This window comes from Micromonospora sp. MH33 (assembly GCF_003013775.1).
GTDB lineage: Bacteria > Actinomycetota > Actinomycetes > Mycobacteriales > Micromonosporaceae > Micromonospora > Micromonospora fulviviridis.
This window is the reverse complement of the sequence record NZ_MUYZ01000174.1, coordinates 1-14176: the sequence shown is the minus strand read 5'-3', so window position 1 is coordinate 14176 and position 14176 is coordinate 1. Positions and strand designations below refer to the sequence as shown.

The following is a 14176-nucleotide window of genomic DNA, read 5'->3' as shown; positions in this document are numbered from 1 at the left end:
TCGCCGTCCGTTACGAAGCCACCGTCACCATCGCCGCGATCAACCAATGGCTATGACCCTTACCAAACACGGCCTAGGCTCGGCGGATGACGCGGGGCCGACGGTGGTGCGTGGCGGCACTCGCCGTCGCGCTGCTGGCCGGCGGCTGCACCGGGGACGACGACGGGCGGTTCCGTCCGGGCGCCGCCGACGTGGGGGACCCGTACGTGCCGGGGGCCGGCAACGGCGGCTACGACGTCGGGCACTACGCGCTGAAGGTCCGCTACGACCCCGCCGACGACCGGCTCACCGGCGCGGCCGTCCTGACCGCCACCGCCACGAAGGCCCTGTCCCGGTTCCAGCTCGACCTGGCCGGCCTGACCGTCGACCGGGTACGCGTCGACGGCGCCCCGGCCAGGCACCGGCGCGACGGCGCCGAGCTGGTCGTCACCCCGGAGCACGGCCTGCCGGCCGGGCAGCGGTTCACCGTCGAGGTGACCTACGGCGGGGTGCCGCACCCGCTGCCCAGCACCGAGCTGGGCGACGGGGGCTTCCAGGCCACCGCCGACGGGGCGATCGCGCTGGGTCAGCCGGAGTCGGCGAGCACCTGGTACCCGGTCAACGACCACCCCTCCGACAAGGCCACCTACCAGATCGAGGTGACCGTCCCGGACGGGCTCGCCGCGCTGAGCAACGGGGTGCCGGAGGGGACGGAGAGCAAGGGCGGCTGGACCACCTGGCGCTGGTCCGAGGACGCCCCGATGGCCAGCTACCTGTCCACCCTGGTGATCGGCGACTACCGGGTCGCCACCGGCACGCACGCCGGGAAGCCGATCGTCACCGCCGTCGCCGCCACGCTGCCCGCGGACGGGCCGGCCGCCGCCTCGGTGGCCCGCACCGGCGAGATCGCCGACTTCCTGGCCGGCCGCTTCGGGCCGTACCCGTTCGACGCGTACGGCGGGATCGTGGTGGCCGACGACCGGATCCGGTACGCGCTGGAGACCCAGTCCCGGCCGGTCTACGGGCCCGGGTTCTTCCGGGGCACCCGGCCGAACACCGAGGTGGTTGCGCACGAGTTGGCCCACCAGTGGTTCGGCGACAGCGTCTCGGTGGCCCGGTGGAGCGACCTCTGGCTCAACGAGGGCTTCGCCACGTACGCGGAATGGCTCTGGGCGGAGCACGACGGCGGGCGCACCGTCGAGCGGGCCTTCGCCGACCGGTACGCGGTCACCGACTGGAGCAAGCCCTCGGTGGACCCGGGCCGGGCCGCGATGTTCGGCGACGCGGTCTACCAGCGCGGCGCGCTCGCCGTGCACGCGCTGCGCCGCGCGGTCGGCGACGCGGCCTTCTTCCGCATCCTGCGCGGCTGGTTGGCCGAGCGGCGGGACGGCACCGCCACCACCGCCGACTTCGTCGGGTACGCCGAGCGGACGGCCGGGAAGCCGCTGCGCGCGCTGTTCGACGCCTGGCTGGTCGGGGCGACCGCGCCGGCCCTGCCGTGACCGCGCCGGCCCTGCCGTGACCGCGCCGGCCCTGCCGTGACGCGGACGTGATCGTTCCTGGGTAGGCTGCCGCGGGCGGAGCGGCCCCGGGCAGGGCCGCGACGGTTCTGCTCCGGAAGGGATAGAGGCGATGGCGCGGCGCGGCGGACGACGACGGCTCGGGCTGCTGACCTGCGGAGCGCTGCTGCTCGCCGGCTGCGGCGCGAGCGAGCCGGACCGGGCGACGCCGGCGCTCACCGCGCCCGGCCCGACGGCCGCGCGCAGCTTCGCGCCCGGAGGGCCCGGCGCCGGCGACCCCTACTTCCCGAGCTACGGCAACGGCGGCTACGACGTCGCCCACTACACGGTCAAGGTGCGCTACGACCCGGCGACCGACCGGCTCGCCGGCGCCACCACCGTGCGGGCCACGGCGACGGCCGACCTGTCGGCGTTCAACCTGGACCTGGCCGGGCTGACCGTGCGGTCGGTCACGGTGGACGGGGCGAAGGCCGGCCACAGCCGCGTCGACGACGAACTGGTCGTCACCCCGGCCACCGGCCTCACCTCCGGCAACGGCTTCGTCGCCGAGATCCGCTACGACGGCCGGCCGGCCGCGCTCGGGAACGACGTGCTCGGCGAGGGCGGCTGGCTGCACACCGCCGACGGGGCTATCGCGCTGGGCCAGCCGGAGTCGGCGAGCACCTGGTACCCGGTCAACGACCACCCCTCCGACAAGGCCACCTACGACTTCGAGATCACCGTGCCGAAGGGGCTCACGGCGGTCAGCAACGGGGTCCCGAAGGGACGGAGCACCAAGGGCGACTGGACCACCTGGCGCTGGTCCGAGGGGGCCCCGATGGCCAGCTACCTGGCCATGGTGGCGATCGGGAAGTTCCGGGTCACCACCGGCGAGCACAAGGGACGGCCGGTGTACAGCGCGGTCACCGTCCAGGTGGCCGAGGGCGCGCCGGACCGGTCCGTCGCGCGGACCGTCGAGGTGGCCGACTACCTGGAGAGCATCTTCGGGCCGTACCCGTTCGACGCGTACGGCGGGGTGGTGGTCGCCGACGACCGGATCCGGTACGCGCTGGAGACGCAGAGCCGGCCGGTCTACTCGGCCGGGTTCTTCCGGCAGGGCGACAACACCGGCGTGGTCGCGCACGAGCTGGCCCACCAGTGGTACGGCGACAGCGTCTCGCTCCAGCGCTGGCAGGACATCTGGCTCAACGAGGGGCTGGCCACGTACGCCGAGTGGCTCTGGGCCGAGCACGCCGGGGAGTCCACCGTCCAGCGCACCTTCGAGCAGAAGTACGCGACCGCGTCGAGCCAGGTCTGGCGTATCCCGCCGGGGAAGCCGGGGGTGGCGAACCTGTTCGGCCGGTCGGTCTACGACCGGGGCGGGATGACCGTGCACGCGTTGCGGGTGGCGGTCGGCGACAGCGCCTTCTTCACCATCCTGCGCACCTGGGCGGCGGAGAAGAGGAACGGCAACGCCAGCACCGACGAGTTCGTGGCGCTCGCCCAGCGGGTCTCCGGCAGGAAGCTCGACAAGCTCTTCGACGCCTGGCTCTACGGGACCGACCGCCCGCCGGCCCCGAAGCCGCTCTGAGCTAGTTCTTCACCCGCAGCGACGGGTGCGCGGCCAGGTACGCGTCGGCGTCACCGCCGCGCAGCGCGGCGAGAAACTCGCGGCCCACCGGGCGCAACTGCTCGCCCCGGTAGGACCCGCCGCTGCCCACCGCGTCGCCGGGGAGGCCCACCAGGACGAACTTCTCGGCCGGCAGGCCGCCCAGGGCGTACGCGAAGTCGACCAGCCGGCGGCCGCCGCCGGCGTACACCAGGGTCTTGCCGAGCGCGGCGACCACCTGCTCGACCCGGTCCGGGTCCCGGGCCAGCCCCTGGTCGAGGATCTTCCGGGCCAGCGCCCGGATGAGCTGCTGCTGGTGCCGCTGCCGGGTGTAGTCGCCGCCGGCGGTGTAGCGCTGGCGGGCGTAGTCCAGCGCCTGCCAGCCGGTCAGGTGCCGGTTGCCCGGCTGGTAGACCATCTGCGGCCCGGTGTAGGTGCTGCCGGACCGGTCCCGGTAGCGCCCGTCCGGTCGGCGGTGGATCGAGGCGACCCGCTGGTCGACGTAGAGGTCCACGCCGCCGAGGGTGTCGACCAGCTTGTCGAAGCCGCCGAAGGTGATCACCGCGCCGGCGTCGATGCGCAGCCCGGTGTACCGGCTGACCGTGGTGCACAGCAGCTCGTACCCCTGGGCCGTGCTGGGGTGCGCCTTGTCGCCGGGGACCCGGCTGCCGTAGCTCATCGCGTGGGTGAGCTTGGTGCGGCCGCCCGGGTAGCCGGCCTTCGGGTAGGCCGGGATGTCGACCACCAGGTCGCGGGGGAGCGAGAAGAGGTACGCGCGGCCCAGCCCGGCCGGCACGTGCAGCACCAGCACGGCGTCGGCGTGGGGCTCCCAGCCCGGCACGCTGACCCGGGTGTCCACCCCGACCAGCAGCAGGTTGAGCGGCCCCTTCAGGTCGGCGCCGGGCGGCGGGGTGGGGCTGGAGGTCACCGGAGCCGGAGTGGTCGGCGTGGCGGGGGACGGGGACGGGCTCGGCGTGGCCGGCCCGGCGACCGGGCCGGGCGACGTCCGGGAGACGAGCCGCGTGGTCACCACCGCGCCGGCGGCGACCAGCACCACGGCCACCAGGGCGGCGAGTCCCAGCAGCCACCGTCGTCGCGTCATCGTGGTCTCCTTCCCCGTCTTCCACTCGACGCGCGACGGAGGGCCGTCGGTTGCCCGGGCGGCCATCCCGTTTGATCGAGCGCTCTGCATGATCTGCGAAAAACTCTCGCTGGCGCTATAGCTACCCGTCGGTAATGATGCGTGCATGCGGTACGACGTGGTCGTCATCGGGTCCGGTTTCGGCGGCAGCGTCACGGCGCTCCGGCTGGCCGAGAAGGGTTACACCGTCGGGGTCCTGGAGGCCGGCCGGCGTTTCGCCGACGACGAGTTCCCCCGGACCTCCTGGCGGGCCAGGCGCTTTCTGTGGGCCCCGAAGCTCGGCTGCTACGGCCTCCAGCGGATCACCCTGCTCCGCTCGGCCGACCGGAAGACCGGCGGCGGGGTCCTGGTGCTCGCCGGCGCCGGGGTGGGCGGCGGCTCGCTGGTCTACGCGAACACGCTCTACGAGCCGCTCGACGCGTTCTACGCCGACCCGCAGTGGCGGGACATCACCGACTGGCGCGACGAGCTGGCCCGCCACTACGACCAGGCGGAGCGGATGCTGGGCGTCACCACGTACCCGATCGTCACCGGGGCGGACCGGGCCATGCGGGCGGTGGCCGAGCGGATGGGGGTGGGGCACACGTTCCACCCGACGCCGGTGGGCGTGCACATCGGCCGCCCCGGCGAGCGGGTGCCCGATCCGTACTTCGGCGGGGTCGGGCCGGACCGGACCGGTTGCAGCCACTGCGGCTCGTGTATGACCGGCTGCCGGCACGGCGCGAAGAACACCCTGGTCAAGAACTACCTCTGGCTGGCCGAGCGGCTCGGCGCGCAGGTCCACCCGCTGACCACGGTGACCGCCGTGCACCCCGCCGCCGACGGCGGCTACGAGGTGCACACCGAGCGCACCGGCGCCTGGGTGCGCAAGCGCCGCCAGGTGATCCAGGCCGGCCAGGTGGTCTTCGCGGCCGGCGCGCTGGGCACCCAGCGGCTGCTGCACGAGATGAAGGCGACCGGCGCGCTGCCCCACCTGTCGCCCCGGCTCGGTGAGCTGACCCGCACCAACTCGGAGGCCATCCTCGGCGCCTCGGTCGGGCCCGGCCAGGCCCGGCGGCGCGGCCTGGACTTCACCGAGGGGGTGGCGATCACCAGCTCGTTCCACCCCGACCCGCAGACCCACATCGAGCCGGTCCGTTACGGCAAGGGCTCCAACGCCATGGGGCTGCTCCAGTCGCTGCTGGTCGACGGCGGCCCGCACCGGATCCGGCGCTGGCTGGGCAGCATCGTCCGGCAGCCCGCGCTGGCCGCGCGGATGCTCTCGGTCCGCGGCTGGTCCGAGCGCACCGTGATCGCCCTGGTCATGCAGTCGGCCGACAACTCGCTCACCACCCGCCTCCGGCGCGGCCGGTTCGGCCGCCGGCTGGTCTCCGGGCCGGGGCACGGCGCGCCCAACCCGACCTGGATCCCGGCCGGCAACGAGGCGGTCCGGCTGCTCGCCGAGGAGATCGACGGCACGCCCGGCGGGGCGGTCACCGAGCCGTTCAACATCCCGATGACCGCGCACATCCTGGGCGGCGCGGTGATCGGCGACGGCCCGGAGCGCGGGGTGGTCGACCCGTACCACCGGGTGCACGGCCACCCGGGGCTGCACGTGGTGGACGGCGCGGCGGTCTCGGCGAACCTGGGCGTCAACCCGTCGCTGACGATCGCCGCGCAGGCCGAGCGGGCCATGTCGTTCTGGCCCAACAAGGGGGAGGAGGACCCCCGCCCGCCGCTCGGTGCGCCCTACCGCCGGCTCGACCCGGTGCCGCCGAAGCGGCCCGCCGTACCCGCCCACGCCCCCGCCGCGCTGCGCCCCTGAGCAGGGCGACGCGCGACACACCGGGGCGCGGCCCGCGCCGGCGGTGACTGTCGGTAGGCTTGCTGCACATGAGCACGCCTCGCCCCGTCCTCGTGGTGGACTTCGGAGCCCAGTACGCCCAGCTCATCGCGCGCCGCGTCCGGGAGGCGAGGGTCTACTCGGAGATCGTCCCGCACTCCATGCCGGTGTCCGAGATGCTGGCGAAGAACCCGGCCGCGATCATCCTGTCCGGCGGCCCGTCCAGCGTCTACGCGCCGGACGCTCCGCAGATCGACGCCGGGATGTTCGACGCCGGGGTCCCGGTCTTCGGCATCTGCTACGGCTTCCAGGCCATGGCCCAGGCGCTGGGCGGCACCGTGGCGCGCACCGGCAACCGGGAGTACGGCGGCACCCCGCTGCACGCCCGCCCGGAGGCCGGCGTGCTGCTCCGCGACCTCCCCGACGACCTGCCGGTCTGGATGAGCCACGGCGACTGCGTCACCGAGGCGCCGGCCGGCTTCGCGGTCACCGCCGAGTCGGCGGGCGCGCCGGTCGCCGCGTTCGAGGACCTGGCCGGCCGGCGGGCCGGGGTGCAGTTCCACCCCGAGGTCGGCCACACTGCGCACGGCCAGGAGATGCTCAGCCGCTTCCTCCACGAGATCGCCGGCATCGAGCCGACCTGGACGCCCGAGAACATCATCGACGAGCAGGTGGCCCGGATCCGGGAGCAGGTCGGCGACAAGGAGGTCATCTGCGGCCTGTCCGGCGGGGTCGACTCGGCGGTCGCCGCGGCGCTGGTGCACAAGGCCGTCGGTGACCAGCTCACCTGCGTCTTCGTCGACCACGGCCTGCTCCGCGCGGGCGAGGCCGAGCAGGTGGAGAAGGACTACGTCGCGGCCACCGGCATCAAGCTCAAGGTGGTCGACGCCCGCGAGCGGTTCCTGGGCGCGCTGGCCGGGGTGACCGACCCCGAGCAGAAGCGCAAGATCATCGGCCGTGAGTTCATCCGGGTCTTCGAGGCCGCCGCCCGGGAGGTCGCCGCGCACGGCGACGTCGAGTTCCTGGTGCAGGGCACCCTCTACCCGGACGTGGTGGAGTCCGGTGGCGGCACCGGCACCGCCAACATCAAGAGCCATCACAACGTCGGCGGGCTGCCCGAGGACCTGAAGTTCGCCCTGGTCGAGCCGCTGCGCACGCTGTTCAAGGACGAGGTCCGCACGCTCGGCCTGGAGCTGGGGCTGCCCGAGGCGATGGTCTGGCGGCACCCGTTCCCCGGTCCCGGCCTGGCCATCCGGATCATCGGTGCGGTCGACGAGGAGCGCCTCGCCGTGCTCCGGAAGGCCGACCTGATCGCCCGGCAGGAACTCACCGCCGCCGGCCTCGACCGGGGTGTCTGGCAGTTCCCGGTGGTGCTCCTGGCGGACGTGCGCAGCGTCGGCGTGCAGGGCGACGGGCGCAGCTACGGGCATCCCGTGGTGCTGCGCCCGGTCTCCAGCGAGGACGCGATGACCGCCGACTGGTCCCGGCTGCCCTACGAGGTGGTGGCCCGGATCTCCACCCGGATCACCAACGAGGTCGCCGAGGTCAACCGGGTGGTCCTGGACGTGACCAGCAAGCCGCCGGGCACCATCGAGTGGGAGTGACGCCGGGTCAGGCGGCCGGCGGCGTCGGCGGCTGAGGCGCCGGCCGGGGCGTGGGCTCCGGCGTGGCCGGCGCCGCTTGCGGACCCTGCGCCGCCGGCGGGACCGGCGGCCAGCCGGGCGCGGTGCCCGGGGGATGCGGCCAGGCGGGCGCGCCCGCCGGCTCCTCGGGCATCAGGAACCACATGATCGGGTACGCCAGCGCGGCGAGCCCGCCGGTGAGCAGGGTGGCCACCGCGAAGGCCACCCGCACGAGGGTGGGGTCGACGGCGAAGTAGCGGCCGAGGCCGCTGGCCACGCCGGCGACCATGCGGTCGGTGACCGGCCGGCGGAGCTGCTTGTACGGGGCCTGGGAGGGGTGCGTGGAGGTCATGTGTCCACGGTCCCGCGCGGGCCGGCGGGCGACCTCGGTGACCGCCCGGACTCGTACCCTGACGCGTCCCTGAGGCGCCAGCCAAGAGTCAGGAATCTGACTCTTTTCGATGCGGGTAACGGCAGCCGGGGAGAATTTCCTCCCGTGACCACCTTGCTGGAGCCGCTTCGCAGGATCGCGGCATACGCAGTTTGTGCTGATTCAGACGGCCGAGTGTTGCTGGTCCGCGCATCGGAGCGCTCCGGCACCCCCGGCACCTGGTCGCTGCCCGGCGGCGCGGTCGACCACGGTGAGGACCCCAAGCACACCGTCGTCCGGGAGACCGCCGCGGAGACCGGGCTCTCGGTCGCCGTGGCCGCCCTCCAGGACGTCCTCGCCGACATGCGGGCGCTGCCCGGGCGCGGCATCACGATCCACACCGACCGGCTGCTCTACACGGTCTCGGTGCGGGGCGGGACGCTCGCCGACCGGATCGACCGCCCCACCGACCTGGCCCGCTGGTTCAGCCTCGACGAGGCCCGGGAGCTGCCGCTGCGCTCGTTCACCGCGCGCGCCCTGGGCCTGCCCACCGCCACCGACGACGTCGTGCCGGAGGAGGTCCCCGAGTTCCCCTCGTTCTACGCCGTCCCCGGCCCGGACGGGCTCCACCGCGCGCAGCGCTTCGCCGCGTACGCGGTGGTGACCGACCCGGAGGAGCGGGTGCTGCTCACCCGGGTCTCCGACGGCTACCCGGGCGCCGGCTGCTGGCACCTGCCGGGGGGTGGCACCGACTACGGCGAGCAGCCGGGTGCCGCGCTGATCCGGGAACTGGTCGAGGAGACCGGGCAGACCGGCCGCCTGGTCGAGCTGCTCGGGGTGGCCAGCCACCGGGACGCCGCCTCGCTGGGCCCGGAGGGCTACCCGATCGACTGGCACGGCGTACGCGCCTTCTACCGGGTGGTCGTCGACCAGCCCGCCCCGCCCACGGTGGCCGACGTCGGCGGCTCCACCTGTGAGGCCCGCTGGTTCCGCCGCGAGGAGCTGGGCGCCCTCCCCACCGACCGCCTCACCGAGGTGACGGCCGAAGCAGTCCACGCCGCCCACCTGCTCTGACCCACCCCCCGCCCCACCCCCGCACCGTCGCCCCGAGGCGGCGATCATGAAGTTATTGCCGGGACACGCCGATCCGGCGGGCAATAGGTTCATGATCGACGGACTGAGCGGACGGGGAGTGGTGCGGGGTGGAGGAGCGGCGGCGGATCGGGGCGTACGGAGTGCTGCGGGACGAGAGCGGGCGGGTGTTGCTGGCGCGCGGGTCGGACGCGTGTCCCTATCCGGGGGTGTGGCAGCTGCCGGGAGGTGGCATCGAGCACGCCGAGCACCCGGCGCGGGCCGTCGAGCGTGAGTTCGCCGAGGAGACCGGGCTCGTCGTCGCGGCGGGCGCGATCCGGGCCGCCGTTGCCGACGTGGCCGTCTTCCCGGCCGACGGTGTCGCGGTGCACACCGACCGGCTGGTTTTCGAGGTCGAGGCGCGCGGCGGCGGGCTCCGGCCCGAGCCGGCCGGCGGCAGCGACGAGCTGGGCTGGTTCACCCCGGACGAGGCGACGGCCGTGCCGCTGATGCCGTTCACCGCCGAGCTGCTCGGGCTGCCGGTGTCGCCGCTGCCGGCGGACCTGCCCCGGGCGCTGCCGCCCGGGCCGGCCGTCCCGCCCGCCGACCGGCGGCAGCGCTTCGCCGCGTACGGGCTGGTCACGGACCCGGCCGAGCGGGTGCTGCTCACCATGATCGCCGACGGCTACCCGGGCGCCGGGAAGTGGCACCTGCCCGGCGGCGGCACCGACCACGGCGAGCAGCCCGCGACCGGCCTGCTCCGCGAACTGGTCGAGGAGGCCGGCCAGCTCGGCCGGGTGGTCGACCTGATGGCCGTGGACAACCTGCACAACCCGGCCGCGCTCGGCCCGGAGGGGCGGCCACTGGACTGGCACGGCGTCCGGGTGATCTACCGGGTGCGGGTGGACGTCCCCACCGAGGCGGTGGTGACCGAACTCGCGGGCGGCTCCACCGCCCGGGCGGCCTGGTTCGCTCCCGAGCAGGTCGGCGGCCTGCGGATGACCGACGTGGCGGCCCGGGCAACCGGACATCGGGGGAGGTGACGCCCGCTCACCGAGCCACCGTGGGCCGCCTCCGGTACAGTCGGTAGTTGGGATTGGGTGACGAAAACGGGCGTTGAGGCCCGAGATGGGAATAAGTGAGCGGTTCGCGCGGTTAAGCGAGTTATAAGTACCGCCGGCAGCTATCGCCAACCCCCTATCCCCTGTGCAATGGTGTACTCCGCAAATGGGCTGCCGGGCCCGAAAGGTCCGGCACGAGACAGCCGGACACCCGCCCACGTGGCGGTCACCCGATCCGGTGATGGAGGAAACGTGCCGAGAGCCCCATGGCGCCGGCGTCGTACGACTGACAGTCCGCGCCCCGCAGGGCGTCGCTGGGCGGGCCGGTTGCGCCGCAGCAGCACGTTCGCCCGCCAGGTGCTGCTGGTCCGGGTGGGCCGCCGGGACGGCGCCGCCGCCACCGGGACCGACCTGGTCAACCCCGACCACCGCTGGTCCGACCGCCAGCGTCGCCGCTACGGGCGGTACGGCGCCGAGGTCGAGGCCGTGATGCCGGTCAGCCCGGCGCTCGGCCCGGCGACGCCGGTCGACGAGTCGCCGGCGATGTCGATCCCGCTGCTGCCGGGCGAGCGCACCGCCGCACGCCGGGCCAAGTTCGCGCTGGTCAACGCCTGCACCCTGAGCAGCCTCATGCTCGGCATGCTCGCGATCTTCCTGGCCATGCAGGGCGAGGTCCGGGTCGCGGCGCTCTGCCTGATCGCCTGCGTCGCGTTCGACGGCCTCGACGGGGCGCTGGCCCGCAAGCTCAACGTGGCCAGCCCGTTCGGCGCGCAGATGGACTCGCTGGCCGACATGTGCTCGTTCGGCCTCGCCGCCCCGGTCGTGGTCTACGCCTCGCTGGCCGGCTCGGTGCCGCCGGCGGCCGCCGCGGTCGCCTGCGCCCTGGTCGCGGCCTGCGCCGCGATCCGGCTCGCCCGGTTCAACGTCTCGCCCAAGGACGGCCGGTTCTTCTGCGGCGTGCCGACCACCATGGCGGCCGCCGTGCTGGCCCTGACCGTGGCGATCGGGCTGCCGGTCCCCGGCCTGGTCATGGTCGCCGGCGTGGCGCTGCTCGCCTTCGCCATGGTGTCCAGCTTCCCCTACGCGAAGCTCGCCCGGCTGGTGAAGATGCCGCCGTGGCTCTGGCTGGCCCCGGTGGTCGGCGCGCTGGTCGACATCCGGCTCACCTTCGCCCTCGTGGTGGTGGGCTACCTGGTCAGCGGCCCGCTGCTGTGGCTGCACCAGCGCCGCACCGCCTGACCCGTACCCACCGAAAAGGGGCGCCGCGAGAGCGGCGCCCCTTTTTGCGTTCCTCCCCGGAATCAGCTCCAGCGGGCGATGACCGTCGAGCCGCCGACGACCTTGTCGCCGGGGCCGACCAGCGGCTCGGCGGCGTCGGCCGGCAGGTAGACGTCGGTGCGCGAACCGAACCGGATCAGGCCGAAGCGCTCGCCCCGGGCCAGCAGCGCGCCGACCGGCGCCCGCTGCACGATCCGGCGGGCGATCAGCCCGGTCCGCTGCGCCACGACGACCGTGCCGTGGTCGGTGTCCAGCACCGTGTACGCGGCCACGTTGTGCTCGGCGTCCGGCTTCATGGCGTTGACGAAGCCGCCGTCCGCGACGAAGTAGTCGACCACCTTGCCGGCCACCGGCGAGCGGTTGACGTGCACGTCGAGCACGGAGAGGAAGACCGCGATCCGCAGCCACTCCCCGTCGCCGAGGCGCTCGTCGTGCAGCCGCTGCACCGAGAGGACCTGGCCGTCCGCCGAGGCGACCACGGCCGACGGGTCCTCCGGCACGTCCCGCTCCGGGTCCCGGAAGAACGCGGCCACCGGGGCGGCGGCCAGCGCCGGCAGCAGCCAGAGCTTGGACTTCGGCCGGGCGGCCCGGACCAGCGCGGCCAGGCCGAGGGTGATGCCGGCCGCGGCCACCCCGTTCGAGTCGATGTGCATGCTCCGGGTCAGCGGCACGCTCGACGGCCGGTACGCCGGGGAGAGCGAGGCCGCCAGCGCGGCCGGCGCCGGGGTGAAGCGCAGGTGGTGTACGCGTACCGGCGGGGAGTTGCGCAGCACCAGATCGGTGCGGACGCCGTGCAGCACCCCCTGCCGGTCCAGCTCGGCCCCGGCGCCGTCGGTGCGGAACAGCGGCGCGGCCACGCTCAGCACGCCCCCCTCGGCGAGGTACTTCGCCAGCCCGTCGACCGCGGTCCGGGCCTCCTCGGCGGTGCCGGTGAACAGCTCGGCCGCGACCACCACGGCGGCGGCGTCCGCCTCGGCGAGGGTGTCGACCACGCGTACCCGGTCGTCGACCCAGCGGCCCTGGGCCGTCACGTGCGCGCGGAGCGCGGCGGCGGAGGCGTCCTCCGCCGGCACGACGGTGAGCCGGTCGCCGGGGAGCAGTGCCTCGATCGCCGCGGCCAGCACCGCGGACTCCGGGGTCGCGCCGACCAGCAGGCCGGCCTTCGCGTCGTTACGCCGGGCGAACTCGCTGACGAGGGTACGGGCGGCGCGCTCGCCGGCGCGGACCGCACCGGCGGGACCGGTGACGCGCACGGCGGGGGACTGGGTCATCTCGGACGGGCTCCTGACGGGGTAGAGACGGAAGGCGGCGGGACCACCCGGGCGACCCGGCCGACCGGGCGCCCCGGCCGCGACCGGGACGCCACGGGTGGGGCCGGTCGACGGAGGCGAGATCTCCACCAGCCAGCATAGGCGGCGTCCTCGGCGTGCCGCACCGTCGCGGTCAGCCCGGCCCGTCCCCGCCGGTACGCGGATCGCGTCCAGCCCGTTCCGCCCCCTCGTCGACCGCCGGTAGTTCGCGGGTGCCGGCCCGGCCCCGCCGTCCGGCCCGCCCTCCGCGGCCGGCAGCTCGCGGGTCACGGGCTCGGCCGGCTCGACCGGGGGCAGTTCGCGGGTCGCCGGCTCGTCCGGAAGCCCCGGCGTGGCGGGCGACCAGCGTGGCTCCCCGTCGAACGGGCGGTCCTCCCGCGCCGCGAGCGGGGCGTCGGTCACCGCGTCGGTGGCCCACTCGTCCGCCTCCTCAGCGGCTGGGGTGGAGGCGGCCGGCGTGCCCGCCTCGTAGGGGCCGGACACGGTGGCCTCCGCCGGTTCCGGCTCCGGGTGCCGGCCCGAGCGCAGCGCGCCGACCAGCCCGAGGAGTCCGATCAGGATCAGCGCGCCGGCCAGGAACCAGCCCACCGGAGGTAGCGCCAGCCCGAGGATCCGGGCCAGGAGCCACCAGGCGGACAGCCCGAGGAAGGCCAGCCCGAAGGCGAACGACACGATGTCGGTGCGGTGAGCCTTCACCGGGTCACCTCCAGGTTTCCGGCGTTCACGTGGACCAGCAGGCGCAGCGTGCCGCCGCCGCGACCGTCCGGCCCGAGGTCGGTGTTCTCCCACTGGCGGCCGTTCAGCCCGCCGGTCCGTCGGCCGAAGACGGTGGCGTCACCGGCGTTGACGTCGGCCACCGTGGTGACGTCGACGTTCGGCGGCACGACCACCGTCGCCTTGCCGAAGTTGACCGCGACGGTCACCTGGGTGTCCTTCTTGTCGAAGTCGACGTTGCGCAGGTCGAGCACGGCGTCGCCGAAGTTGTTCTCGTACCGGTCGGCCAGGTCCCGGTAGTCGGCCGGCGCCCAGGTGACGTTGCCGTCGATACCGCGGACCCGGTCGTAGGAGTCGGCGACGGTGGCGATGCCGAGCGCCGCCGCGGTCACCAGACCGAGTGCGATCAGCCAGCGGGCCCGGCCGAACCAGGTGCCCACCAGCAGCCCGAGGCCGATGGTGGCCAGCACCGCCGCGAAGTAGCCGGCCGCGCCGACCGGGAAGACGTCGAGCAGGTCGAGCATCGTCACCAGGCCCAGCGCCAGGAAGATCAGCGAGAAGGTGACAGCGCCGAGCGCGGAGCGTTCCTTGGGCCGCTTCGGCGGCCGGGGGCGGGGCGGCGCCGGCAGGGTGGGCGGCGCCGGCGGGGCCGACCCGGCGTACGGGCCGTGCGGGGCGAACGGCGGCCGGTAGCCGCCCG

11 protein-coding genes are annotated in these 14176 nt (G+C 74.6%); 7 read left to right on the top strand and 4 right to left on the bottom strand.

Annotated elements, in window-relative coordinates:
• The first annotated feature begins 86 nt into the window (after positions 1-86).
• The gene (locus tag B0E53_RS23300; RefSeq protein WP_107078009.1) at positions 87-1481 is read left to right on the top strand and encodes a M1 family metallopeptidase; all 1395 of its coding nucleotides are present in this window, start codon (positions 87-89) and stop codon (positions 1479-1481) included.
• Between the two features lie 130 nt (positions 1482-1611).
• Positions 1612-3069 carry a M1 family metallopeptidase gene (locus B0E53_RS23295; protein WP_107078008.1) on the top strand — a complete coding sequence of 486 codons (1458 nt, stop codon included), beginning with the start codon at positions 1612-1614 and terminating at the stop codon, positions 3067-3069.
• A gap of 1 nt (position 3070) precedes the next feature.
• On the opposite strand, the gene B0E53_RS23290 is transcribed toward B0E53_RS23295, so the two are convergent.
• Entirely contained in the window at positions 3071-4189 is a 1119-nt protein-coding gene (locus tag B0E53_RS23290; protein ID WP_107078007.1) for an LCP family protein, read from the bottom strand.
• Between the two features lie 145 nt (positions 4190-4334).
• Here B0E53_RS23290 and B0E53_RS23285 point away from each other — a divergent pair, with 145 nt between their 5' ends.
• Both B0E53_RS23285 and guaA read left to right on the top strand, forming a co-directional pair.
• Complete coding sequence (locus tag B0E53_RS23285) at positions 4335-6032, top strand: GMC family oxidoreductase (RefSeq protein ID WP_107078006.1); 1698 nt, start codon at positions 4335-4337, stop codon at positions 6030-6032.
• 68 nt (positions 6033-6100) lie between these two features.
• A complete protein-coding gene (guaA, locus tag B0E53_RS23280; protein ID WP_107078005.1) occupies positions 6101-7654 on the top strand; it encodes a glutamine-hydrolyzing GMP synthase in 1554 nt (517 codons plus the stop codon).
• A 7-nt stretch (positions 7655-7661) separates the two neighbouring features.
• Here the strand turns inward: guaA and B0E53_RS23275 are convergent, their stop codons facing one another.
• A complete protein-coding gene (locus tag B0E53_RS23275; RefSeq protein ID WP_107078004.1) occupies positions 7662-8024 on the bottom strand; it encodes a PspC domain-containing protein in 363 nt (120 codons plus the stop codon).
• A 144-nt stretch (positions 8025-8168) separates the two neighbouring features.
• Between B0E53_RS23275 and B0E53_RS23270 the strand changes: the two genes are divergently transcribed.
• The 3 genes from B0E53_RS23270 (at position 8169) to B0E53_RS23260 (ending at position 11413) form a co-directional block, all read left to right on the top strand.
• Positions 8169-9116, top strand: coding sequence for an NUDIX hydrolase (locus B0E53_RS23270; protein ID WP_107078003.1), 948 nt, complete (start codon positions 8169-8171; stop codon positions 9114-9116).
• A gap of 128 nt (positions 9117-9244) precedes the next feature.
• Positions 9245-10156, top strand: coding sequence for an NUDIX domain-containing protein (locus B0E53_RS23265; RefSeq protein ID WP_107078002.1), 912 nt, complete (start codon positions 9245-9247; stop codon positions 10154-10156).
• A 345-nt stretch (positions 10157-10501) separates the two neighbouring features.
• On the top strand, positions 10502-11413 hold the full coding sequence (locus tag B0E53_RS23260) for a CDP-alcohol phosphatidyltransferase family protein (protein WP_107078001.1): 912 nt from the start codon (positions 10502-10504) through the stop codon (positions 11411-11413).
• A 62-nt stretch (positions 11414-11475) separates the two neighbouring features.
• Here the strand turns inward: B0E53_RS23260 and B0E53_RS23255 are convergent, their stop codons facing one another.
• Both B0E53_RS23255 and B0E53_RS23245 read right to left on the bottom strand, forming a co-directional pair.
• Positions 11476-12723 (bottom strand): phosphatidylserine decarboxylase, encoded by a 1248-nt coding sequence (locus tag B0E53_RS23255; protein WP_107078010.1) that lies wholly within the window; start codon positions 12721-12723, stop codon positions 11476-11478.
• 731 nt (positions 12724-13454) lie between these two features.
• On the bottom strand, positions 13455-14176 hold a 722-nt coding region (locus B0E53_RS23245; RefSeq protein ID WP_168215392.1), incomplete at its 5' end, for a LiaF domain-containing protein.